This window comes from Latilactobacillus sp. VITA-14, assembly GCF_046580785.1.
Taxonomy (GTDB): Bacteria; Bacillota; Bacilli; order Lactobacillales; family Lactobacillaceae; genus Latilactobacillus; species Latilactobacillus curvatus.
The window spans coordinates 61,826-86,659 of the sequence record NZ_JBJKTM010000004.1; the positions used below are offsets into that span (position 1 = coordinate 61,826).

The following is a 24,834-nucleotide window of genomic DNA, read 5'->3' on the forward strand; positions in this document are numbered from 1 at the left end:
GTAACCTTCTGTGCTTTGCTACATCAGCCAAATAATCGCCCTTGGCGCTTATCCGTCTGATTAGGCAAATGCTCAAAGGCTAACCGCGAATTAACGCACTTCTTCCTTTAACGTGCTTTTATCAACAACTTCTTCCGCTTTACCTCACTTGCCAAATCGGCGATTCCGTCGCCAATTCGTCAAGTGCTGTAAATGCTCAGAAGTTACCCGTTGATGACGTACTTCTTTCAATAAGAAAAGCCTGGCATGAGCATCTCATACACAGACTTTGCTGACTTGTTTAATTTAATTATTTTGAGTGGGATCAAAAATCCATTCGGCCCCTGTTGTTGCCAGTAAATCTGTTGCTTCTTTAGGCCCCATTGAACCGATTGAGTAACCTGGTAGTGGCGTTTGATCCGCATCCCAGACTTCACGAATCGCATCGACAAATTGCCATGAAGCGGCTAATTCATGCCAATGTGTGAAGTTCGTGCCATCCCCATTGAGCGCTTCTAAAATCAAACGTTCATAAGCTTCTGGACTGTCAGCCAACATCTGTTCATCATATTGGTAAGCCAATTGATCAGGTTTCAAGGCGAATCCTTGACCGACTTCTTTACCATTAATCGTTAATGAAAAGCCTTGTTCCGGTTCGACATAGATTGTTAAGACATCAGGTGCCATTGCTGAACGATCTGACTTATCATCAGCAAAAATATTGACGCCAGTCTTCTTGAAGACGATATTGATTTGCGTTTCTTTACGTGCCAATCGTTTACCGGTCCGGACGTAAAATGGTACGCCACACCACCGTTCGTTATCAATCATCACTTTCCCAGCGACAAATGTTTCGGTTTGTGAATCAGGCGCAACGTTGGTTTCTTGTTGATACCCCGGTTTGTTTTCGCCATCCACCGATGTTTCAGCATATTGGGCGCGCACAAAGTTTTGTTTGATTTCTGCTGGTGAGTAAGGTTGAATACTTCTGAAAAGACGTGTTTTTTCACGTTGCACATCTTCTGCCGTAAAGTTAACCGGCACTTCCATTGCAAGCATTCCGATCACTTGCATGATATGGTTTTGGAACATATCGCGCAAGGCCCCCGATGTTTCGTAATAGCCAGCGCGTTCTTCAACCCCTACTGATTCAGCCAACGTAATTTGGACGTTATCAATGAATTGATTATTCCATACACCACTCAATAGACCGTTCCCAAAACGCAAAGCAACGATATTTTGAATCATCTCTTTACCAAGGTAGTGATCAATCCGGTAGATTTGGTCTTCATCAAAGGTTTGCGTCAATTCTTGGTTAAGCGCCTTAGCACTTTCATAATCGCGACCAAATGGTTTTTCGATAATCAACCGGTTAAAGCCATCCGCCGTTAGGAGCGCTTCTGATCCGAGATGACTTGCGATTGTCCCGAAGAACCGTGGTGACATGGCCATGTAATAAATCCGATTTTGGTGTAATTCGTATTGTTCATCCAACTGACTTGCTAAAGCCTTTAATGTTTCGTAGTGCTTGGCGTCCGTCACATCATGTGATTGATAATAGAAATGACCTACGAAAGCTTCTTTAGTTGCTTGATCTTCATCAAAGTTGTCCAAAGCTGTCATGACGATTTCGTGATAATGATCATCCGTCCATGGCCGCCGTGCTGTTCCAATGACAGCGAAGTGTTCTTTTAAATAACCCTTCCGGTATAAATTAAATAATGCGGGGTATAATTTCCGTTGGGCTAAGTCCCCGGAACCACCAAAAATAATAAAGAGTGCTGCTAAATCTGTGTGCATATCTCACACCACTTTCATATAAATTAATTTTGTGGCGTCACAAAGATGTGTTGTGCCGCTTTGAGGCCGATTTGGATTTCTGTTTGACTTGTATTATTAAAAATAGTCAACGGACTTTCGAAGAGGCCAACCTTTTGGAGCGTCACACTGTCACCGACTGACAAGCCGATTTCCAGTGTATATTTTAATAAGTCATTATCATCCAATACGCGATCGATAATCGCCGTTTCACCCACTTGTAATGTTTCAAGTGCGATGTGACTTTGTTGTTCGAATTCCCCCTTGGCATTGGGTATAATCCCACCATGCGGGCAACGCGTTGGATGCCCCAAGAAATCAGCTAACCGTTCAGCCAAGTCGTGATTAGTAACATGTTCGAGTTGTTCTGCTTCTGGGTGCACCGTATTGAATTGATAATGTAACTTGTCGACTAAAAAAACTTCCCATAACCGATGATTGCGCACTAATAGGGCTGCTTCGCGGGCGCCTTCACTTGTTAGTTGAATCCCTTGGTAAGGTGTGTGGTTGACGTAGTTTTCCTTCACTAACTTATTGACCATTTCCGTGACTGATGCCGCCGAAACGTTCAATCCCGCTAGTATTTCCTTATTGGTAACTTTCTTTGCGTCGCCACCAAGTTCAAAAATAATTTTTAAATAGTCTTCTTTATTGGGTGTCATTGCCATCCAGATCCTTAATCAAGTTTGTCGACAAACTTTTCTTAGTTATCCCTGAACTAAATGAATGTCTACTTTCTATTATGCCTTATTTGTAATAATTTTCATACCATCAAGCTTCAATTTAGTCCCTTAAATAGTAAAAAATTAATCTCTTTTCAGCAACAAAAAAAGGCGGTAGACCGATTTGTTTCAGTCTACCGCCTTAAATTTGTGGTCGGGCTTCTCAAACCACTTATTCTAGCAAATCACTTGGTCAATTTGCTAGAATTCTGCTTCGAGAATCCCTTTCAATTCTTTAATTAATGGTTCTTTTGGATTGGTTACCGTACAGTTATCTTCATATGCCAGTTCTGCTAAATCATCAACGTGGCGATCAAAGTCGGCCTTTGTCACGCCATTATCACGTAAACGCATCTTGATGCCGATACTTTCCGCCAATGCAGTCACAGCATCTGCGTAAGCGGCCACCAGTTCTTCAGTCGTTTTACCTGGTAAACCGAGATAACGTGCAATTTCAGCATAATCTTCATCTGCTCTGAAGTAACTGTATTTAGCCCAGAGTGCCCGTTTCGTTGGTGTCTTAGCATTATAGCGAATGACATGCGGCATTGTAATGGTAATCATCAATCCGTGCGGCAAATTGAACGCGCCGCCCAGTTTGTGCGCCAGTGAATGGTTGATACCTAATAGCGCATTGGCAAACGCCATTCCCGCCATTGTTGACGCATCATGCATATTGGCTTTAGCTGTCTTATCGCCCGCATAACTCGCTTGTAAGTTATCAAACACTAATTTAATGGCTTGCAAACTGAGCCCTTTTGTATAATTTGACGCCATCGCTGATACGTAACTTTCAGTCGCGTGGCATAAAACGTCCATCCCAGTATGCGCAACCACGCGGGGTGGCACACTTTCGATGAATTGACTATCCACAATTGCCACATCTGGTGTTAACGCATAATCTGCCAATGGATATTTGATGTGCGTTTCACTATCAGTAATGACCGCAAACGGCGTTACTTCAGAACCCGTTCCAGAAGTGGTTGGGATACAGATTAGTTTCGTCCGATCGAGGTTTGGGAACTTGTAAGTCCGTTTCCGAATATCTAAGAATTTTTGCTTAGCGCCAAAGAAGTCGGCATCTTCTGAATCATAGAATAACCACATCCCTTTGGCCGCATCCATGACTGAGCCCCCACCAATAGCAACAATTGTATCGGGTTTGAAGCGTTTCATCACTTCGGCGCCTTTATAAATGGTATCGGTTGATGGATCTGGCTCGACATCGGCAAATACTTGGACCTGCACTTGATCTGTGCGGCGCGCCAAGACGTCTTCAACAATTTGCACGTAACCTAAGTCGACCATCCCTTGATCAGCGACGATAAAAACCTTATGCAAGTCCGCCATTTTTTCTAAATAGTTGACTGAATTTTTTTCAAAATAGATTTTGCTGGGCAACTTCACCCATTGCATGTTATTCCGGCGCTTGGTTAGCGTCTTCACGTTCAACAAATCGATCGTTGAAACGTTGTGGGAGATTGAGTTATGGCCGTATGACCCACAGCCTAAGGTTAATGATGGTAACATGTCATTGTATAAATCACCAATCCCACCTTGTGCTGATGGTGTATTCACTAAGACCCGGCATGCTTTCATCCGTTTTGCAAATTCGAGTGGTAAAGCTTCATCCGTTGTATGCAACGAAGCCGTATGCCCAAGACCACCAAGATCTAGCATTGCTTCACAGAGTTGCAAGCCATCTTCGCGATCTTTAGCTTTAATCATCGCAAGTACGGGTGATAATTTTTCATGTGAGAGTGGATATTGGTGTCCAACACCTTTAATTTCAGCAATTAAAACTGGCGTATCTTCTGGAATATCGATCCCAGCTAGTTTGGCAATTTTAGCAGCAGATTGGCCTGGAATTGAAGGTCGGACCGCATTCTTATCTGGGTCGATTACTGCGTCATTGAGTGCTGATAATTCGCTTGGTTTAGCGAAGTAAACCCCTTGTGCTTGGAATTCCTTCTTCACTGCCGTATAAATTTCAGCATCAACAATTACGGCTTGTTCAGAAGCACAAATCATCCCGTTATCAAATGATTTCGAGAGGATTAAATCATTGACGGCTTGTTTGATGTTCGCCGAAGCTTCGATATACGCTGGCGCATTCCCAGCCCCAACCCCCAGTGCGGGTTTACCAGTTGAATAAGCGGCTTTCACCATCCCAGGACCACCAGTTGCCAAAACAGTTGCGACCCCTTCATGGTTCATTAAAGCCTGGGTAGCTACAATACTTGGTTCTTCGATATATAAGAGTGCATCTGCTGGCATACCGGCTTTAACCGCTGCAGCTTTAATGACATTCAATGCTTCAGCCGAACAACGTTGCGCACTAGGATGGAAAGCAAAGATGATTGGATTCCGCGTTTTAATCGCGATCTCAGCTTTAAAAATCGTCGTCGAGGTTGGATTCGTGACTGGTGTTACACCAGCAATGACACCAACGGGTTCTGCAATCTTAGTGATGCCATGTTCTGGATCTTCTTCAATCACACCAACTGTTCTATTGCCTTTAATCGCATTCCAAATTTCCTCGGTTGCAAAAATATTCTTGATGGCTTTATCTTCATAAATCCCACGGCCAGTTTCTTCAACCGCCATCTTAGCGAGTGCCATATGTTGGTCTAACCCAGCAATCGCCATTTGATGGACAATATTATCAATCTTGGCTTGATCGAATGTTTCCAAAATTGCTAATGCCAGTTGTGCACGCGTCACTAAATCGGTGACCATTTCATTCACTGTGTTTTCAACCGTTTCAACTGCTGCTTTCTTAACCATATCGATTCCCTCCATGCCAATTAACTATTGTGATTTATTTAACAAAGTTAGTTTAGCGCATTTTGAGTTGTTTGTAAACTGTTTTGTAATTATAATTACAAATTTTATTTATTAGTTAAAGGCGATTTATCTTTTAAAAGCCTATATTTGATAATAAATTCACTATATAATGCAAATAAAAAAGCGCTCGGTTGAAGTATTCAATCGAGCGCTCTCTGAATTATTTTGTATCTTCTTTTGTTTCTTCAACCGTTTCTTCTTCAACCACTGTTGCGGCTTCTGAAGCAGTTGGTGTTACTGTCCGGATTGCGCTCAAGTTAAACTTGAGGTAAACGCCGTCACAATCTAAGACAACGATTTTAGTATCTGTATTAACAGAATCAATCACACCGTGTAAACCACCGATTGTGATGACTGCGTCGCCTTTTTTCATTTGGTTCACCATTTCTTGGTGTTTTTGTTGTTGTTTCTTTTGTGGGCGCATTACCATGAAATACATCATTGCCATCATTAAAATTAAGATAACGAAGAAACTGGGATTAAAACCGCCGGCACCTAACACAAAGTTTGCCATTTAAAAAACCTCTTTTCAATTTTGTCTATTACTAACTCTATCAGACTTATCAAGCAACTTCCAGTGATTCACTAGAAATTCCGAGTGTTCTTTTCATTGTAACCATATTCTTCGAAGAACGCTTCTCTGAATTCCAATAAATTATCTTGTTCGATGGCATCTTGCACTTGATGCATCAAATTAATCAAGAAGTATAAGTTATGGTAACTCGTCAAATGAATCCCAAACGTTTCGTCCGCTTTAATCAAGTGCCGAATGTAAGCGCGGGTGTAGTTCTTGCAGACATAACAATCACACTTAGGATCCAATGGGCGGAAGTCTTCTGAGTACTTCGCATTCTTAACCACTAATCGGCCTTGTGAGGTCATCGTTGTCCCATTACGGGCAATCCGGGTTGGCAACACGCAATCGAACATATCGACACCGCGAATCACACCATCGATTAAGGCATCAGGCGAACCGACGCCCATCAAGTACCGTGGTTTGTCTTCAGGTAACATTGGTGTTGTGAAATCAAGCACGCGATTCATTTCGCCTTTTGATTCACCAACTGATAAGCCACCGATTGAATAACCGGGGAAGTCCATCCCAACTAAATCGCGCGCACTTTGGCGGCGTAAGTCTTCAAAGCCGGCCCCTTGGACAATCCCAAATAGACCTTGCGTTGCTGGGTTTTGATGCGCAATCAAGCCCCGTTCAGCCCAACGTGATGTCCGTTCAACTGATTTTTTAACGTAGTCATAACTTTCAAAGAATGGTGGACATTCATCGAAACTCATCATGATATCGGCACCCAAAGTATTTTCGACTTGGATTGCTTTTTCCGGTGATAAGAACAGTTTTTCGCCGCTCAAATGACTCTTGAAAGCAACCCCTTCTTCACTGATATCCCGTAATTTCGCAAGTGAGAACACTTGGAAACCACCAGAATCGGTTAACACACCGCGGTCCCAGTTCATGAACTTATGAAGACCACCGGCTTTTTCAACGATGTCTTCCCCAGGTCGTAACCAGAGATGATAGGTGTTCGATAAAATAATGCCGGCACCCATTTCTTTTAATTCTTCAGGCGCTATGGTCTTAACACTGGCTTGGGTCCCAACAGGCATAAACATGGGTGTTTTAAACGTGCCATGTGGTGTCACAATTTCACCAAGGCGCGCCCCGGTATGTTTTTCTTTCTTGATTAGACGATACTTGATCGCTGGTTCCATTTAATCGACCCCAATTCTAGGATTATTGTTGGTTCAGTAATAATTGGTACGCATAGCGTTTCGGTGACGGATCGTTTGCAATAAAGATGTCACCACGATATTGAAAGCCTACTTTTTGAATCATATGTTGCATCGCCAAGTTATCAGGGTGCGTATCGATGCGTAAATCATGTGCGCCTCGTAAACTGGCAGCGGTCACCAATAAGGTTAAAAACTGTGTCCCGAGATGTTGGCCGTGGAAGGCACTATCGAGTGCGACGCGGTGAATTGAAAAATAAGGTGTCGAACCAGATTGCCATTGACCATTGGTAATTGCTGCATAGCCAGGATCTTCAGTTGCTAGAATTGAGGCGACCCCAATCACCTGTTGATCAGCCATCAGAATGTAACATAATTCTTGGCGAATCTCGTCTTCAAACTGAGTTTGATTAGGTTCACCTGCTTGCCATTGATTTATCTGGCGATTCTTTAAGGCGGCCTTTGCATGTTCGATAATCTCTAAAATCCGCGGTAAATCTGTAAACGTTGCTTTTCTCAAATACATCAATGCTGCCACCTCATTTTTGTCGAATTATTTAACAAACATGGCATCGCCGAAGCTAAAGAAACGATACCGTTCATCAACAGCGTGTTGATAAGCATTTAAGATGTTTTCGCGACCGGTAAATGAAGCGACCAACATCACTAAGGTTGATTTTGGTAAATGGAAGTTCGTGATGAATGCATCAACAGCTTTCCATTGATAACCAGGTTTGATAAAGATTGATGTCCAGCCACTATCAGCTTTGAGTTCACCATCAAACTTCGTCGCAATTGTTTCTAGCGTCCGAATGCTGGTTGTCCCCGTTGCCACAATGCGGCCACCATTTTGTTTGACTTCATTCAACGTTGCAGCAGCTTCTTCTGTTAATCGGTAGAATTCGCTGTGCATTTTGTGATCTTCCACGTTGTCTTCTGAAACAGGCCGGAAAGTTCCCAAACCAACATGCAACGTTAAGTACACGAGTTTGATGCCTTTATCCTGCACTTTTTGCAAGAGTTCTTCTGTCCAGTGGAAGCCAGCAGTTGGTGCGGCAGCTGAACCAGGTTCTTTAGCATAAACCGTTTGATACATTTCTGGATCATCTAATTTTTCTTTGATGTATGGTGGTAATGGCATTTCACCTAAAGCTTCTAGAATTTGCATGAAGATGCCGTCATACTTGAATTCAATCATGCGGCCACCATGTTCGAGTTCCTTGGTCACAACTGCTTTTAATTGACCATCGCCAAAAACGACTTCGGTACCAACTTTGGCCCGGCGTGCTGGCTTCATCAAGACTTCCCATTCATCGTCATGCGTGTTGTTTAAAAGCAAGACTTCTTCGTGGCCGCCCGTATCAGGTTTCACACCATATAAACGTGCTGGCAAGACCCGTGTATTATTCATGACAACTGCATCGCCGGGATTTAATTCATCGATAATGTCGTAGAAAACTTTATCTTCTAGTGCGCCTGTTTTGTGATCCATCACCAATAAACGAGACGCTGCCCGTTCAATCATCGGTGTTTGAGCAATTAATTCTTCTGGTAAATTATAATCAAAATCTTCTGTTGAAACCATTGTGTAACCTCTTTCTAATTTTCTGAATAGGGAATACCGAGATGTTCATAACCAGCGGGCGTCACAACACGTCCCCGCGGTGTCCGTTTTAAGAACCCAATCTGTAATAAATACGGTTCGTAAACGGCTTCGATTGTTTCATTTTCTTCACCAATATTAGCCGCAATCGTCTTTAGACCGACTGGGCCGCCATGATAATAGTCAATCATCATCTGGAGAATCTTGCGATCAATACTATCTAAGCCACGTACATCGACTTGTAGTTGACTAAGCGCATGGTCGGCAATCGCTTGATCAATTGCCGCTTGGTCCGCCACTTGAGCGTAATCGCGAATCCGTTTTAATAAGCGGTTCGCAATCCGCGGCGTCCCCCGCGAACGACGGGCAATCTCATGCGCGCCTTCTTGGACAATGGCCATGTTAAAGACATCTGCCGAGCGTTCAACGATATCGACCAAATCATCTTCATCATAGTATGCCATATGTTCGACGATTCCGAAACGATCACGTAACGGTGCCGACAATAAACCGGCCCGAGTCGTTGCGCCAATCAAAGTAAACGGTGGCAATGGGAAATGCACCGGGTGCGCAGTTGGCCCTTGTCCGACCACGATATCGATGTAAAAATCTTCCATCGCCGAATAAAGTAGTTCTTCGACCACTCTCGGCAGGCGATGAATTTCATCGATAAATAGCACATCACCAGGTTGTAACTCGTTCAACAACGCGACTAAATCGCCAGGCCGTTCAATTGCTGGCCCACTCGTCGTCCGAATCTGAACATGCAGTTCATTGGCAATCACCATCGCCAAGGTCGTCTTACCTAAACCAGGCGGGCCATATAATAGCACATGGTCCAACGACTCTTCCCGCTTTTTAGCGGCTTCAATATAAACCGCCAACTCATTTTTGACCCGGTCTTGACCGATATATTGCGCGAGGACTTGTGGCCGTAACGTCTTTTCAATACTTGTTTCTGCGAAATCTTCGTTTTCTGCGGAAACAATTCGTTCTTCTGCCATCCATTAGTCCTCCTTTAATTCTTCATTAATAAGCGTAAACCTTCACGTAAGTACTGATCCGTAGTTTGTGCATTGAAATCAGCCAGTGTTTTGGTAATCGCTTTGACTTCGCGGGCTGAATACCCAAGCGCGGTTAATGCCGCTAACGCATCATTTAATTCTGGTGATTCACCAGGCGTACCAAGTTCGATAGCTGTTTGACCAGCGAGCGTTTCGGTTTGTTCCAAATCGCCGAGCTTGCCCTTTAAATCTAAGACAATTTGTTGGGCAGTCTTCTTGCCAACCCCAGGGAACTTGGTCAAATAGCTCACATCATCATTCATAATCGCTTGGATTAACCCAGAATGATCGCTATTGGCTAAGATGGCCAAGGCACTCTTAGGACCAATTCCAGAAACACTGATTAATTTTTGGAAAATTTGCTTTTCATCTAGATCGTAAAAACCAAATAACGTGATATCCGTATCACGAACCGCTTGATAGACATAAATCTGAACGATATCGGTCGTTGATTCGGTGTAACGATACGGATTAGCAACTTGCAATTGATAGCCGACGCCTTGAACTTCTAAGACGACATAGTACGGACTAACCGCCGTCACCAAACCTTTTAAATATTCATACATAAATTTACCTACTTTACGAGAACGTATATTTGCTTGTTAAATTGTAACATAAAATCCGAATCGTGAAACAGCCAGCAGCCAAAAAGCGTAAAAGAAGGGCCTAAGTGTGACCCACGGCCAACTCAAACCCTAGCAATTAGTATTCACGAATCTTCGGCGGTTGGTAATCCTTGATAAAGGATGCCATCACACTGAACGAATCGGTAAATAAGTATTTTTCAAAATCGACCTGTGTTAAAAAACCTTCACTGACCATGTGGGCTAAAAATTGTTGTAACAAATCATAATAGCCTGCGACATTATAAAAAATGCAGGGACCATTTTGTTGCCCAATTCGCGCCCATGAAATAACTTCACTCATTTCTTCCAGCGTACCGGGACCACCCGGCAATGCGATAAACACATCTGCCAGTTCAATCATCTTGGCTTTACGCGCTGACATCGTATCAACCTTAATCATTTCGGTTAAACCTGGATGGACGAGTTCTTGCTGACTCATAAACCCTGGCATGACGCCGGTCACTTGTCCATCATGGGCTAACACCGTGTCGGCCACGGTGCCCATTAAACCAACTTGGGCGCCGCCATAAATCAAGCGCGCATTGCGCCCAGCAATCCAAGTGCCTAACGCCTTAGCCGCTTCCGTGTAGATTATTTTATTACCACTACTAGCGCCGCAATAAACGGCAATGTTTTGCGTTGCCATTAGTCAGCCTCCTTAGCGGTTAACAACCGAGCCACCGTACTGATGGGCAAGCCAACAACATTGTAAAAGTCACCGTTGATTTTCTCAACAAGCAGACTTCCCTGTCCCTGAATACCATAAGCACCAGCCTTATCCCGGTACTCTTCGGTGTCTAAATACGTTTCAATCATTTCATGACTTAACGGCCAGAACGTGACATCAGTTTGGACAACCGTTTTGCGGATTTCACCATCAATGGATAACCAAACACCTGTATAAGCTTGATGCGTGCTGCCACTCAATTGCCGTAACATTTCGGCTGCATCTTGACGATCATGTGGCTTACCGTAAATCGTGCCCTGAAAACTGACAACAGTATCAGCACTGAGCACAGTGGCCTGAGGATTCTTTTGGGCGATGGATTCACCCTTAAGTTGCGCCAACATCTGCACGTAGTCAGCTGGTGCCGTCACTGGTACCTGGCGTTCATCGATTGTTGCGGGTTGGACTTCGAAATCAGGCACGACTTTTTGTAAAAGTTCGCGGCGTCTTGGTGATTGTGATGCTAAGATAAACATTATTCGCCCTCCCAACTATGGTGTGGATCTTGAATCCGTTTAAACATCTTTTCTAAATCTTTTTGCGTGTAATGGATTAAAACCGGTCGGCCATGTGGACAGTTAAACGGATTTTCCGTCTGTGCCAGATCAACCAACAATGCTTTAGCTTGCGCATCATCTAAGTGATGGTGTGCCTTGATTGACTGTTTACAGCTGATCATAATCGCCGTTTTTTCACGGAAATGGGCAATGTCTAACTTCCCGTTTTCCAATACAGTGTCAATCATCTCGCGAATCGTTGCTTCTTCTTGGCCTTGCGCAATCCACGTCGGATGACTATGGATAACAAAACTATTTTGGCCGAAGCTCTCTAGCTGCACACCCACTGCGGTAAGGAGTTCCTTTTGTGCTTGAATCTTAATCGCATCACTATTGGGATATTCCAACACAAGGGGCACCAATAAATTCTGGGCGTCGTTGCTAACTTCACCAATTTTTTCGCGATAGTATTCATACTTAATCCGTTCTTGAGCAGCATGTTGATCTAAGATGTAAAAGCCATCTTCACCTTCTGCTAATAAGAATGTATTGTGCAGTTGTCCAATATAGCGTAACGCTGGGAAACGCTCAATGGGTGCTGCATCATCTTCAGGTTGTTCACCAAACGGATTTCCGATCGCCTCTGCTTCGTACTTATCATCCCACCGGGCCAATTGTTGGGGTTGTTCAAATATCGGCAGGCTATTTAAATTAGGATTAGCAGTTGGTTCTCGTTTAAGGGGTGTTTCGGTTTCCGCAATTTGCGCTGCCGCTTGCATTTCAGTTTTAACCGGCTTTTCAGGAACTGTTTGGGGCTGAATTGGCCGCACCGTACCAGTCGCATTGCGCCGTTGACTCGTAATTTGGTTTAAATCCATTTGAAGCTGGTCCACATCGACCGGTTTCGTTTGTTTTAGATTCTGCACTGCATCGGGAATTAAATTCTCGGTGCTGAGTCGCTCACGAATTGCTTTTTCAATCAACGCCATCAAAGCAGGTTCCTTACTCAAGCGGACTTCTTGCTTGGTCGGATGGACATTGACATCGATTAACAGTGGATCCATTTGAATATTTAAAACGACGACTGGATAACGGCCGACCATTAATTTTGAACCGTAACCCTTGATAATCGCCTTATTCAATTGATAATTCTTGATATAACGACCATTAATCAACACTGAAATGTAATTACGACTGGCCCGCGTTAGTTTCGGTAGCGATACATAGCCGGTTAATTTAAAATCGAGATCTTCTGCACTGACTGGCAAGAGTTGCTTAGCCATTGTAACGCCATAGATCCCGGCAATCGTCTGTTGTAAATCGTTATTACCCGCCGTTTTTAACAGCAGGTGATCATCATTGGTTAACGTGAACGCAATCTGAGGATGACTCATCGCCAAGCGATTGACGATATCGATCACGTTTGCCAATTCAGTCTGGAACGTCTTCACATATTTCAAGCGGGCTGGCGTGTTGAAGAATAAATCACGAACCGTGATTGCCGTCCCAGGGCGAATTGGATTAGTTTTCTGTTCTTCTAAGACGCCACCTTTAAAATGAGCAAATGTCCCTAACGAATCAGCGGTTGCCGTTTCAATCGTCAAATCGGACACTGACGCGATACTGGCTAACGCTTCACCCCGAAAGCCAAGTGACTGAATTTTGAAAAGATCCTGGCGCGTGGCAATCTTACTTGTCGCGTGTCGCTTAAATGCAGTGGGTACATCTTCCGGTTCAATCCCATCGCCGTTATCGATGACTTGAATTAATTGCAAACCAGCCTGTTCAATCACGATGTCAATTTGAGTACTATTGGCGTCAATCGCATTTTCTGCCAACTCTTTGACAACTGAAGCTGGCCGCTCAATTACTTCGCCCGCCGCAATTTGGTTACTTAATATTTCTGACAGTTCATGAATTTTCCCCATTAGCGTTCTCCTTTTTCTGACGTGTGGGTATTTAGTGCTAAAACGTGCTTTTCAAGCTAACTTTCTGCGCTTAGCGCTGTGAATCAAATCATCGACTGCGTCGCTAATTCGCCTCCCTGTGCTAATGCTCAAAAGTTGGACAAGCTTGAATACACTCTTATCCGAAACGTGCTTTCATCAACAACTTCTTCCGCTTTACCCCACTTGCCAAATAGGCGATTACATCGCCAATTCGGCAAGTGCTGTAAATGCTCAGAAGTTACCCGTTGATGACGCACTCTTATTTGTTTAATTCCTTTTGCCATTTGTATAGCATGTTTAGCGCGTCTAGTGGTGTGGCGCTCATTAAGTCGAATTGTTTAACCGCCGCTAGGACTTTAGCTGCTTTTGGATCCGCTTGTGGTGCCACTTCTGGTTCGAATAGTGAAATTTGTTCATCCACTTCTTCAACCGGTTCAGCAGCCGGCGCGACAGCTGCCTTTGGTTTATCTTCTAATTGATCCAAGATGACATCTGCGCGGTTCAACAACGGTGTCGGCATCCCCGCTAATTTAGCCACGTGAATCCCGTATGACTTATCAGCTGGGCCAGCCAGCATCTTGTGTAAAAAGACTAACTCGCCATTTTCTTCAACTGCCCCGACGTGGACGTTTTTCAATGCGGTTAGTGAATCCGCTAAGCTGGTCAATTCGTGATAATGCGTTGAAAAGAGTGTCTTGGCATGCACGTTGTCGTGAATGTATTCAATAATCGCTTGGGCCAAGGCCATTCCATCATAGGTGGCTGTTCCGCGTCCGATTTCGTCAAAGAGAATCAAGCTATTTTGTGTCGCGTTCATAATCGCGCGATTGGCTTCCATCATTTCGACCATGAAGGTACTTTGACCGGAAATTAAATCATCGGCCGCACCAATGCGCGTAAAGATCTGATCAAAAATCGGTAAGTTCGCAGATTTAGCCGGTACAAAACATCCCATCTGCGCCATGATGACCGTCAAAGCCAGTTGCCGCATGTACGTACTCTTCCCAGACATATTCGGACCAGTAATTAAGAGCATATCCGTATCGGTGCCCATTTGAACCGCGTTGGGAATGTATTTTTGGCGACCGAGCACTTTTTCAACCACTGGATGACGCCCATCCACTAAATCAATTTCGCGACTATCAGTCATTAATGTCGGCTGAACGTAGTGGTAGTTTTCACTGACTACGGCAAAACTTTGTAAGACATCAAGGGCCGCCACACTTTTAGCGAGGGTTTGAAGCCGTTCAATCTCCAACTTAACGGTTTCGCGAACTTGCGTGAATAACTCATATTCAAGCGCGGTTGAGCGTTCTTCGGCTTCTAAAATCAATTGTTCTTTCGCCTTTAATTCCGGTGTAATGAACCGTTCGGCGTTGGTTAAGGTTTGTTTCCGTTCATAACGCCCTTCAGGTAGCGCGTCTAAATTCGCACGTGTCACTTCGATATAGTAACCAAACACGCGATTAAAGCCAATTTTTAAATTATGAATCCCGGTAATTTCGCGTTCTTTAGCTTCAAGTTGTGCTAGCCATTGTTTCCCGTTAGACATCGCATCGCGATAATCATCTAATGTTTCGTTGTAACCCGATTGAATAATCCCACCGTCAGTCACTGAAATTGGCGCATCGGGATTGATGGCCGTTTCAATGAGCTCGCGTACATCATCAACCGGATCGAGTTGGTCTAACGCACGGTCAAAGGTCTGATCGTCATTAATGCCCGTTAAAATCGTTTTAATCGTTGGAATTTGTTCCAAGGAAGTCTTCAACTGAATTAAATCGCGGCCATTAACACTGCCAAATGCGACCCGACCTGCTAGCCGTTCTAGGTCATACACTTTTGTGAGGGCGTCTTGCAAGTTTGTCCGTTCAAAATAATGGTTCATGAAACTAGCGACTTGGCGTTGCCGGTTTTGAATCGCCTTTAAATCCAATAATGGCCGTTCTAACCATTGTTTTAATAACCGGCCACCCATTGCCGTCTTGGTTTCATCCAATAACCACAATAATGTCCCGCTCTTATGACCAGTGCGTAAAGAAGCCGTTAATTCAAGGTTCATCTTCGCAGAATGGTCTAATTTTAAATATTGGGATGGCCCGTACTCTTGGGCCCGTTGTAAATGCCCTAAATGGCGCTTTTGCGTCGTTGCCAAATACAAGACCAATTGTTTAATCACGGCCAGTTCAAGGGGCTGGGAGATGTTTTGTGAAACGAAACTGACTTCGGCCGTTGCATCGCCATCTTCTTGATACGACACGAGAATTTGTTGTTGAACAAACGCGTGCACAACCTCACTTGCAACACCGTGGTTAATGACAACTTCTTTGGTTTGTAAACTCAACATTTCGTTGAGCAATAAATCCAAACTCGCAATCTGGCTGACTTTCATCTCACCAGTTGATAAATCGGTATAAGCAAAGCCAAACTGATCGCCATCTGCCACCACTGCTGTTAAGTAATTATTTTGTTTGGCATGGCCGGCTTTTTCATCCATCATCGTTCCTGGTGTGACCAGTTGAATGACTTCCCGCTTGACCATCCCTTTAGCGGTTTTAGGATCTTCCATTTGTTCACAAATAGCAACCTTGTAACCTTGATCGACTAGAATATCGATGTAATTTTGGGCTGCGTGGTGTGGTACCCCACACATTGGAATTGGATCATCCGCATTTTTATTGCGTGCTGTTAGTGTGAGTTCCAATAATTGTGAAGCTTTGACAGCATCATCATTAAAGAGTTCGTAAAAATCACCGAGGCGATAAAATAAAAAAGCGTCCGGATACTGATCCTTGACCTTTTGATATTGCGCCATCATTGGCGTTTCTTTCGTTTTTTGTGGCATGTTGTTAATCCCTCTCTCATTGACGTTGATCTGCTGCTAAGGTGCTTAAAATTGCGTATAGGGGTGATCTGGTGAAATCTGGATCGGTTTAATTGATTTAGCGTGACCCGTTTTGTCATCAATTTCAATTAAACAGCCATTCAATTGACCCGGTCCTTCGGTCACTAATTCAAACCGTTCTGGCCGTTGTGTTTTAAACCGATTAATGATCTTTTCGCGCTTCACGCCTAGAATCCCGTTATAAGGGCCAGTCATCCCAGCATCCGTTAAAACGGCTGTGCCTTCAGGTAAGACGCGCGCATCGTTTGTTTGCACATGTGTATGGGTCCCAACTAACGCTGAAATCCGGCCATCAAGATACCAAGCAAGTGCGAGTTTTTCACTCGTCGTTTCGGCATGAAAATCAACGAAGATACAGTTGGTTTCTTTACTAATTTCAGCCACCATTTCATCTAACATTTCAAACGGATCAATTAGTAGTTCATTCATCAAGGCGCGCCCTTGTAAGTTAATCACGGCTAATTTGGCTTGATTGACGTTAATCATTGTCATCCCTTGCCCAGGCGTTCCTTTCGGAAAATTGGCCGGCCGCACTAATTTTTTAGCATCGTCGATGAATTCTAAAATATCGCGCTTATTCCAAGTATGATTGCCCATCGTAATCGCATCGGCCCCAGCTTGTAAAAGATTCTTATAATCCTTTTGAGTCATCCCCTTACCATCCGCGATGTTTTCGCCGTTGATAATGGTCACCTGTGGTTTGTATTGTTGCTTTAATGCTGGTAGGTAATCATTGATCATTTTTTGACCCATTGTGCCCACTGTATCACCAATAAATAAAATTCGCATGTTGCGCCCCTTAATGTTCTTTCTCAGACTTTGATATAGCTTCTATTGTAGCAATTTTTGCCCAGAATAAAAAGTTTTGCTGTACCCGTAGAAAAACAAAAAAAGCCCCGCGCACCGAAAAGGTGAGCGGGGCTGATAATGTGCTTTTCAAACCATGTTCCTGCGTTTAGCCTAATTAGCCAACCAATCGACTTCGTCGCTTATTCGTCTAATTTTGCTAATCCTCAGAACATAATCGGTTTGAACACACTTCTTCTTTTAACGTGCTTTTTGAAACTGACTCTTGCGCTTAGCTACAATCCGCAAACGATCAACTCCGTCGCTCATTCACAGATTTAGGCTAATGCTCAAAGTCAAACCGTTTCAAACACACTTCTCTTTTAACGTGCTTTTAGTTGCACCAACTTCCGCTTAATCTAAAATTGGCAGTCATCCCACAACTCGGGATAACTGCCAATTTTGTATTAATGCTCGGTTGCTAAACGCACTTCTTTCTTTAACGCGCTCCTCGATCAGTCTTTTCCGGTTAACTGCAAAATGAGCATCATGGCAAGAACCGCCACAATGCCCATTTTACTGTTAATCTTCAAAGCCTACTCAGATCGAGTCGCACTTCTAGTGTTTTAAGTGATAACTATATGTTGAAATAATAATGTTTTCGCGGTTTGCAAATGCCGTTCTTAGTCTTAGACTTGATTGGTTATGCAAAATGTTTTGCCATGGTTTTCTTGGTACGAATTGTGGGACCAAGACCGTGGTTGTAAAGTTCCGTTTTTGCGCATTCTTGCTAACAATGTCAACAAAGCGAACAATTGGTTTTTGAATTGACCGGTATGATGAATGGACATCGACGAACCGGACATTCGGAAAATCTTCCTTGAATTCAGCTTGAATTTCACGTTCCTTGGCTGGATTTTCATCCGTTGAGACATGCATCGCAATCACATAATCCCCGATTGATTGTGCGTAATCTAGCGCACCACGGGTTACTTGGGTCACGTTGCTGACCAAGACAATCACAGTTGAACCGTCATAATCATGCAAGACGGCTTCTTTAGCACTCACGCGTAGTTGAAGCGCCACTTTCTTGTAATGATCATGAATCTTATAGAAAATCCAAATCATAACAGGCATGATGATGAAGAATGGCCAGATATCAGGTAAGCGATAAACGAAGAGAATGACTAAGATAGCAAACGAAATCAAAGCGCCAACAAAATTGGCAATTGATTTACCAAACCAATTCTTTGGTCGTTCGACCCACCACTTGCGCAACATCCCAGATTGAGAAAGCGTAAATGGAATGAACACACCAACCGCATAAAGTGGAATCAAGCGTGATGTATCCCCGTTAAAGATGAAAATCAATGCCATTGAACCAATCGCCAATGTAATAATCCCGTTTGAATAACCTAAACGATCGCCACGATCCATGTACATGTGTGGCATATATTTGTCTTTGGCTAAATTATACGCTAACACTGGGAAAGCGGAGAATCCAGTATTCGCAGCGACGGCTAAAATAAAGGCCGTTGCAAATTGCACAATATAGAATAAAAAGCCTTTCCCAAAGGTGTGTTGGGCCACTTGTGATAGAACAGTTACTTTTTCTGCTGGTACAATGCCGTACCAGTAGTTTAAAAATGTAATCCCAGCAAAGAAGAAACCTAAGATGGCTGCCATGATTGCTAATGTTTCAGCCGCGTTTGTTGCACGTGGCTTCTTGAAAAATGGTACCGCATTACTGATGGCTTCAACCCCAGTTAATGATGATGAACCTGATGAGAAGGCTCTAAAAATCAACGCCATCGAAACACCTGGTACAACAGCCCCAACGGTTGATGTTGCGTGGAACGGAATCGCACCTGTGAAGATCTTATAACACCCAACGATGATCATTAAAGTCATCATCAAGACGAATAAGTAAACGGGCACCATTAAAAATGATGCTGATTCACGCATCCCACGTAGATTCATTCCCATCAAGATCAAAACGATAATTAAGGAAATCCCTACTTGATGCCCATACAATGCCGGAATGGCCGAGGTGATCGCTTCCGCACCCGCGGAAATACTAACCGCAACGGTTAACATGTAATCCACAAGCAGTGAACCACCTGCCACTAAACCAGCATTTTTCCCCAAATTTTCACTGGAAACAACGTAGGCGCCACCACCACCTGGATAGGCGTGGATCACTTGGCGATATGACAAAGTTAATGACAATAGCAATAAGAGCACAAAGGCTGCGATTGGAATTGAATACCAAATTGCCGCGGCCGAAAGGGTCGTCAATACGATGACGATTTCTTCTGTCCCGTAGGCCACTGATGACAATGCATCAGAAGATAGCATCGCTAACGCTTTAAAGCGTCCTAATTTTTGATTACCCTCATCGGAAGATTTTAACGGTTTCCCGATAAAAATCCGTTTTAACTGTTGCATAGCAATATGACCCCTTTAAATAATATTTCTAACATAAAAAGCCCTCATGTGAATATCATTCGTCGCAATCCACACAGTGACTTTTGAATTTCTCTATAACTTAAAAAAATAATTGCCGTTTATTCAAACAAATCGTATTCTACTATAGTTACGCATGAATTACTACCACAATTTAAAAAAGAACTGACCAAGGTAATCGAAACGCCTCGATTCCTTGGTCAGTTCTTATTTTTTATGATAAACGACGGGCAAAATCTGGTTTGTAATCTGAAATTTTAGTAATTCGAACTTTATCGCCAGATTGTGGTGCTTGGATAAAGTAGCCATCCCCAATGTAGATTGCGACATGGTGGGCTGTTCCAACCCCTCCCCAGAATAATAGGTCGTTTGGTTGTAATTCATTGAGCGGTACATCTTTGCCTAACTTACTTTGATCTTGTGAAACACGGGGTAATTTAATCCCATTTTTAGCGTAAACGTATTGCACTAAACCAGAACAGTCAAATCCTTCGGGTGTGGTGCCACCCCAAACATAGGGTACGCCTAAATATTTAACCGCTTCTTGGATAATCTTATTATTCATTAAATCCTTGTTACCAGTAATTAATGCGGCACCTGCATCACTCGCCGCTTTTTGAGCAGCTGCTTGCACCTCTAATTCTTTCTTGAACTTCGTTTGTAGTTGCGTTAATTGGTCGTTAGCTTGTTGTTTTTGTTGATCTAAGTCCTTAATTGCAGCATCATTTTCCTGTGATAATGATACCAGCTTGGCCTGTTGCGCTTCTAATTCAGTCTTTTGTTCAGCTTTTTTTCAGCTAATGAGGCCGTTTCAGCGGCATTATCCGCCTTAGCGTCTAACAGTCGATTGATAATTGAACCTTTTTGGAATAAATCGCTCAAACTTTGGCTCGACAATAAACTATCGATCATATCAAGATTAAAACTGCTATCTCGTGTTTGTAATTGCCGCAGGTTACCTTCAATAATCGCCACTTGCTTTTGATAATCAGCAGATGTTTTGCTGAACTCGTCTTGTTTTTCTTTAATATCCGCCTGTTTTGCAGTCATTTGTTCGTTCAATTGCGTTGTTTTTAACGTTAAATTACTAATATTATTATTCAATTCGGATAGATGATCTTGTGCTGTCTTAATGGCAGTTTGCGTTTCTTCAGGCGTTGCTTGGACCGTTTGTGGTCGCGCTAAAAAGAAGCCACCTAACATTAAACAGGTTATCAGTATCCGCCGGTTTCGAAAAATCATTGTCAACTCCTCCAACTATTATTATACCGCAGTCAAAATTAATTAATAGGGTTGCGCACAATTTATATATGCGCATTTTTTTTGAAAAATAAAAAAGTTCCAAAACTTTTGCCAGTTTTGGAACTTTGGATTTAATCGTGCTTTTTGGTTATAACGACTTCCGCTTAACTACAAAACGAGCGTTATGGCAAAAAACCGCCAGAACGCTCATTTTTAGGTTAATGCTCAGAATCAACCCGTTTCAAACGCACTTCTTTACATCATACCGCCCATTGCTGATGGGTCCATGCCTGCTGCTGGTGCTGGGTTGTCTTCTGGTTTGTCAGCAACCACTGCTTCAGTTGTTAACATTAAGGCAGCCACACTAGCTGCATTTTGTAATGCTGAACGTGTCACCTTAGTTGGATCTAAGATGCCGGCTTCAATCATATTTTCCCAGTTGCCGTTGGCTGCATTGTAGCCGACTTCAACTGGTTGTGATTTAACTTTTTCAACAATTACTGAGCCTTCAAGACCAGCGTTGGTTGCGATTTGACGAACAGGTTCTTCCAATGCACGAAGCACAATGTTAATCCCGGTTTGAACGTCGCCTTCTTCTTTAAGCGCAGCAACACTTTCGATCACATCGATTAATGCTGTCCCACCGCCGGCAACGTAGCCTTCTTCAACAGCTGCACGCGTTGCGTTCAAAGCATCTTCAATCCGATATTTTTGTTCTTTCAATTCTGTTTCTGTGGCAGCACCGACTTTAATCACTGCAACGCCACCAGCTAATTTAGCCAAGCGTTCTTGTAATTTTTCACGGTCAAAGTCTGATGTTGTTTCAGCAATTTGTTTCTTGATGTTTTCAACCCGTTCAGCGATGGCATCTTTGCTACCAGCACCTTCAACGATTGTTGTATCATCTTTTGTAACAGTTACCTTACCAGCTGTCCCTAATTGATCGATAGTTGTTTCTTTCAATTCTAGACCGAGGTCACTTGTAATCACTGTGGCACCTGTTAATGTGGCGATATCTTCTAATTGTTCCTTACGACGATCACCAAAACCAGGGGCTTTTACAGCAACCACGTTGAATGTCCCACGAATCTTGTTCAAGACAAGTGTTGGTAATGCTTCGCCATCAACATCATCAGCGATGATTAACAAGGCTTTACCTTCTTGCACGATTGATTGTAAAAGTGGTAAAACATCTTGAATATTTGAAATCTTTTTATCTGTAATTAAGATATATGGGTTATCTAGGTCAGCTTCCATCTTATCGTTATCCGTTACCATGTATTGTGACAAGTAACCACGATCGAATTGCATCCCTTCAACAACGCTTAATTCAGTATCAATCCCTTTTGATTCTTCAACTGTGATGACCCCATCGTTGCCAACTTTTTCCATTGCATCAGCAATTAAACGACCAGTTTCTTCGTTAGCTGATGAAACAGCAGCCACTTGGGCAATGGCATCTTTACTTTCGACTTTGTGTGAAATTTCGTGTAACTTCTTAACAGCTTCTTTAGTTGCTAATTCAATCCCACGACGAATCCCAACTGGGTTAGCGCCGGCTGTGACGTTCTTCATCCCTTCACGAATAATTGCTTGAGCTAAAACAGTAGCAGTAGTTGTCCCATCACCAGCGATGTCATTCGTTTTTGAAGCCACTTCAGAAACTAACTTAGCACCCATATTTTCAAAATGATCTTCTAATTCGATTGCTTTAGCGATTGTCACACCATCATTAGTAATTTCTGGTGAACCGTAAGCTTTTTCCAAAACAACGTTCCGGCCTTTTGGTCCTAATGTTGTTTTCACTGTGTTGGCTAATTGGTCAACCCCTGCCAACATTTTTGAACGTGCGTCTTCTGAAAATTTAAGTTCTTTTGCCATAATTTATTCACCTCAAAAAATTTTTTTGTTTATTATTATTCAACAATAGCCATAATATCTTTAGCATGGAGCACTAAATATCGTTGACCTTCATATTCAACTTCTGAACCTGCATATTTATCGTAAATAACTTCATCGTTTTCTTTAATATCAAGTGGAATTCGTTTGCCGTCACTTGTTAATGTGCCGGTACCAACTGCGACTACTTTGCCGGTTTGTGGTTTTTGTTTAGCATTACTTGCCAAAACAATCCCACCTACTGTTTGTTCTTCTTCGTCTTTAACGGCGATAATCACGCGATCTTCTAATGGTTTTAACACTTAAAATCCCTCCATCAATTTTACTTTTTTAGCACTCTATCATATCAAGTGCTAATCACAATTTTTATCATAGCATTTTTTCAGAACATTGCAAGTATTATGCTAGCACTTTTGCAATTTGAGTGCTAATACGCTAAGCTATTGTCACAACAACCTTTGAGGAGCTTTCACATGACGCTATACAAACAAAATTTTTCAATTATCATTAGCTATTTGTTCATTTTATTGATTCCTAGTGCAGTCGTCCGTTTTGGTCATCTATCTGCCTCGTTTTTTCTAATCACAACCATTGTTGATTGCCTCGGTGCCGCCTGGTTACTCTATCTTAATCAACGCACACAAGCCAATGCCATTGAGCAGCGGCCTTTCCCACTCAAACCCATTATCATTTGGGGGGTGTGTGGCATTGTACTGGTCTTAGTAATTCAGATTCTCGCCGGCTTCATTGAACAAAACATTCTCCACATCACTGCCAAATCGCTCAACACCATTTCACTGATGACCATGATGCAACAACAACCGTTTCTTATTTTAGCAACGACCATCGCCGCACCGATTATGGAAGAAATCACGTTTCGCAAAGCAATCTTTGGTGGATTAGCCAGTCGCTTAAACCGCATTTTAGCCGCCATCATTTCAAGTTTACTGTTTGCTTTTTTACATCAGGACGGGCATTTGTTAATCTACACGGCCATCGGTCTTTTCCTATGTTGGCTGTACCGCAAGACAGGTTCGATTTTCACCACAATCATCAGCCATGCTGGGATGAACCTGATCGTCACTTTACTGTATCTCAATCGTTAAAAAAAGCGTTCAAACAGGCGGCTACTACGAGCAACTTGTTTAAACGCTATTTTTATTCTTGATTTTGTTCATCAGTATAATTATCGAGGAAGTAAATCAAAGTTTGTAGTTCTTTAGCCAAATCAACATTTTGAATCCGTACGTTTGATGGCACAGAAATTCGAATTGGCGTAAAGTTCATAATCCCTTTAATCCCAGCAGCCACTAATTCATCGGTGACTTCTTGAGCTTCATCAATTGGCACTGTTAAAATGACAATCTCGATCTGTTGGTTCTTCAATTGTTCGGCCATCTCGTCCATTGAATAGACAGGAACACCGGTTTGAATTGTTCCAATCATTTCGGGTTTAACATCAAATGCTGCGCTAATCCGAATATTATTGGTTTGCTTAAAGTTGTAGTTCAATAAGGCGTGGCCTAAATTCCCCACCCCAATCAATGCAACGTTTGTCAATCGATCTTGGTTCAAGGTCTTCTTGAAAAAATCTAGCAACGAAGCGACATCATAGCCATAACCACGTTTGCCCAGTGCACCGAAATATGAAAAATCACGACGAATTGTCGCACTATCTACTTTAACTGCTTCAGATAATCCAGTAGAGGAAATTTTAGTTTTCCCTGAATTGTTCAAAAAGTTTAAATAGCGGTAATATAAAGGCAATCGTTTTGCAGTTGCTCTTGGGATATTATTCTCAACCATTTGAAACCTCCTTTTTGATTTGCTTGTGAAAATAGTGTAGTACCATACTGAAATCATACTGAATTTTCTTGTGAAAAGCAATATATTTACAATTTTGACTGTCCATCGTTTAAATCTGTTATGATAGTTGACAGTAGTATTATAAAAATGAA

Annotated in this window: 21 protein-coding genes; 1 reads left to right on the forward strand and 20 read right to left on the reverse strand. The window is 42.7% G+C overall.

The window, feature by feature from the left end:
- Positions 1 to 285: 285 nt before the first annotated feature.
- The 19 genes from zwf to groES form a co-directional block, all read right to left on the reverse strand.
- Positions 286 to 1,779, reverse strand: coding sequence for a glucose-6-phosphate dehydrogenase (gene zwf / locus ACF1X7_RS02965; protein WP_004265121.1), 1,494 nt, complete (start codon positions 1,777 to 1,779; stop codon positions 286 to 288).
- 23 nt (positions 1,780 to 1,802) lie between these two features.
- Positions 1,803 to 2,459: a metal-dependent transcriptional regulator gene (locus ACF1X7_RS02970; protein ID WP_064776910.1), complete on the reverse strand. Its 657-nt coding sequence runs from the start codon at positions 2,457 to 2,459 to the stop codon at positions 1,803 to 1,805.
- A gap of 261 nt (positions 2,460 to 2,720) precedes the next feature.
- Positions 2,721 to 5,306 (reverse strand): bifunctional acetaldehyde-CoA/alcohol dehydrogenase, encoded by a 2,586-nt coding sequence (adhE, locus tag ACF1X7_RS02975; RefSeq protein ID WP_411162415.1) that lies wholly within the window; start codon positions 5,304 to 5,306, stop codon positions 2,721 to 2,723.
- A gap of 220 nt (positions 5,307 to 5,526) precedes the next feature.
- Positions 5,527 to 5,880 (reverse strand): preprotein translocase subunit YajC, encoded by a 354-nt coding sequence (gene yajC, locus ACF1X7_RS02980; protein WP_004265163.1) that lies wholly within the window; start codon positions 5,878 to 5,880, stop codon positions 5,527 to 5,529.
- A 71-nt stretch (positions 5,881 to 5,951) separates the two neighbouring features.
- Entirely contained in the window at positions 5,952 to 7,094 is a 1,143-nt protein-coding gene (tgt, locus tag ACF1X7_RS02985) for a tRNA guanosine(34) transglycosylase Tgt (RefSeq protein ID WP_064776908.1), read from the reverse strand.
- Between the two features lie 22 nt (positions 7,095 to 7,116).
- Positions 7,117 to 7,638 carry a GNAT family N-acetyltransferase gene (locus ACF1X7_RS02990; RefSeq protein WP_064776907.1) on the reverse strand — a complete coding sequence of 174 codons (522 nt, stop codon included), beginning with the start codon at positions 7,636 to 7,638 and terminating at the stop codon, positions 7,117 to 7,119.
- A gap of 27 nt (positions 7,639 to 7,665) precedes the next feature.
- On the reverse strand, positions 7,666 to 8,697 hold the full coding sequence (queA, locus tag ACF1X7_RS02995; RefSeq protein ID WP_004265030.1) for a tRNA preQ1(34) S-adenosylmethionine ribosyltransferase-isomerase QueA: 1,032 nt from the start codon (positions 8,695 to 8,697) through the stop codon (positions 7,666 to 7,668).
- A gap of 14 nt (positions 8,698 to 8,711) precedes the next feature.
- The gene (ruvB, locus tag ACF1X7_RS03000) at positions 8,712 to 9,719 is read right to left on the reverse strand and encodes a Holliday junction branch migration DNA helicase RuvB (RefSeq protein WP_039098688.1); all 1,008 of its coding nucleotides are present in this window, start codon (positions 9,717 to 9,719) and stop codon (positions 8,712 to 8,714) included.
- 14 nt (positions 9,720 to 9,733) lie between these two features.
- A complete protein-coding gene (ruvA, locus tag ACF1X7_RS03005; protein WP_039098686.1) occupies positions 9,734 to 10,345 on the reverse strand; it encodes a Holliday junction branch migration protein RuvA in 612 nt (203 codons plus the stop codon).
- 136 nt (positions 10,346 to 10,481) lie between these two features.
- Complete coding sequence (locus tag ACF1X7_RS03010; RefSeq protein WP_004265105.1) at positions 10,482 to 11,051, reverse strand: TIGR00730 family Rossman fold protein; 570 nt, start codon at positions 11,049 to 11,051, stop codon at positions 10,482 to 10,484.
- On the reverse strand, positions 11,051 to 11,608 hold the full coding sequence (locus tag ACF1X7_RS03015) for a Maf family protein (RefSeq protein WP_039098684.1): 558 nt from the start codon (positions 11,606 to 11,608) through the stop codon (positions 11,051 to 11,053). The genes ACF1X7_RS03010 and ACF1X7_RS03015 overlap by 1 nt, the downstream gene beginning before the upstream one ends.
- The gene (mutL, locus tag ACF1X7_RS03020) at positions 11,608 to 13,557 is read right to left on the reverse strand and encodes a DNA mismatch repair endonuclease MutL (RefSeq protein WP_064776903.1); all 1,950 of its coding nucleotides are present in this window, start codon (positions 13,555 to 13,557) and stop codon (positions 11,608 to 11,610) included. The genes ACF1X7_RS03015 and mutL overlap by 1 nt, the downstream gene beginning before the upstream one ends.
- Before the next feature lie 280 nt (positions 13,558 to 13,837).
- Positions 13,838 to 16,423 (reverse strand): DNA mismatch repair protein MutS, encoded by a 2,586-nt coding sequence (gene mutS, locus ACF1X7_RS03025; protein WP_064776902.1) that lies wholly within the window; start codon positions 16,421 to 16,423, stop codon positions 13,838 to 13,840.
- Between the two features lie 45 nt (positions 16,424 to 16,468).
- Positions 16,469 to 17,272, reverse strand: coding sequence for a TIGR00282 family metallophosphoesterase (locus ACF1X7_RS03030; RefSeq protein ID WP_004265113.1), 804 nt, complete (start codon positions 17,270 to 17,272; stop codon positions 16,469 to 16,471).
- A gap of 615 nt (positions 17,273 to 17,887) precedes the next feature.
- Positions 17,888 to 19,717 carry an APC family permease gene (locus ACF1X7_RS03035; protein ID WP_411162416.1) on the reverse strand — a complete coding sequence of 610 codons (1,830 nt, stop codon included), beginning with the start codon at positions 19,715 to 19,717 and terminating at the stop codon, positions 17,888 to 17,890.
- Positions 19,718 to 19,949: 232 nt separating this feature from the next.
- Positions 19,950 to 20,369, reverse strand: coding sequence for a C40 family peptidase (locus ACF1X7_RS03040; RefSeq protein ID WP_064776899.1), 420 nt, complete (start codon positions 20,367 to 20,369; stop codon positions 19,950 to 19,952).
- Between the two features lie 131 nt (positions 20,370 to 20,500).
- On the reverse strand, positions 20,501 to 20,977 hold the full coding sequence (locus tag ACF1X7_RS03045) for a coiled-coil domain-containing protein (RefSeq protein ID WP_056967174.1): 477 nt from the start codon (positions 20,975 to 20,977) through the stop codon (positions 20,501 to 20,503).
- A 255-nt stretch (positions 20,978 to 21,232) separates the two neighbouring features.
- On the reverse strand, positions 21,233 to 22,858 hold the full coding sequence (gene groL / locus ACF1X7_RS03050; RefSeq protein WP_004265033.1) for a chaperonin GroEL: 1,626 nt from the start codon (positions 22,856 to 22,858) through the stop codon (positions 21,233 to 21,235).
- Between the two features lie 35 nt (positions 22,859 to 22,893).
- The gene (gene groES / locus ACF1X7_RS03055; RefSeq protein ID WP_146955190.1) at positions 22,894 to 23,178 is read right to left on the reverse strand and encodes a co-chaperone GroES; all 285 of its coding nucleotides are present in this window, start codon (positions 23,176 to 23,178) and stop codon (positions 22,894 to 22,896) included.
- A 171-nt stretch (positions 23,179 to 23,349) separates the two neighbouring features.
- On the opposite strand from groES, the gene ACF1X7_RS03060 reads away from it, so the two are divergent.
- The gene (locus tag ACF1X7_RS03060) at positions 23,350 to 23,982 is read left to right on the forward strand and encodes a CPBP family intramembrane glutamic endopeptidase (protein WP_039098352.1); all 633 of its coding nucleotides are present in this window, start codon (positions 23,350 to 23,352) and stop codon (positions 23,980 to 23,982) included.
- A 52-nt stretch (positions 23,983 to 24,034) separates the two neighbouring features.
- Here the strand turns inward: ACF1X7_RS03060 and ACF1X7_RS03065 are convergent, their stop codons facing one another.
- Positions 24,035 to 24,682, reverse strand: coding sequence for a redox-sensing transcriptional repressor Rex (locus tag ACF1X7_RS03065; RefSeq protein ID WP_004265080.1), 648 nt, complete (start codon positions 24,680 to 24,682; stop codon positions 24,035 to 24,037).
- Between the last annotated feature and the right edge of the window lie 152 nt (positions 24,683 to 24,834).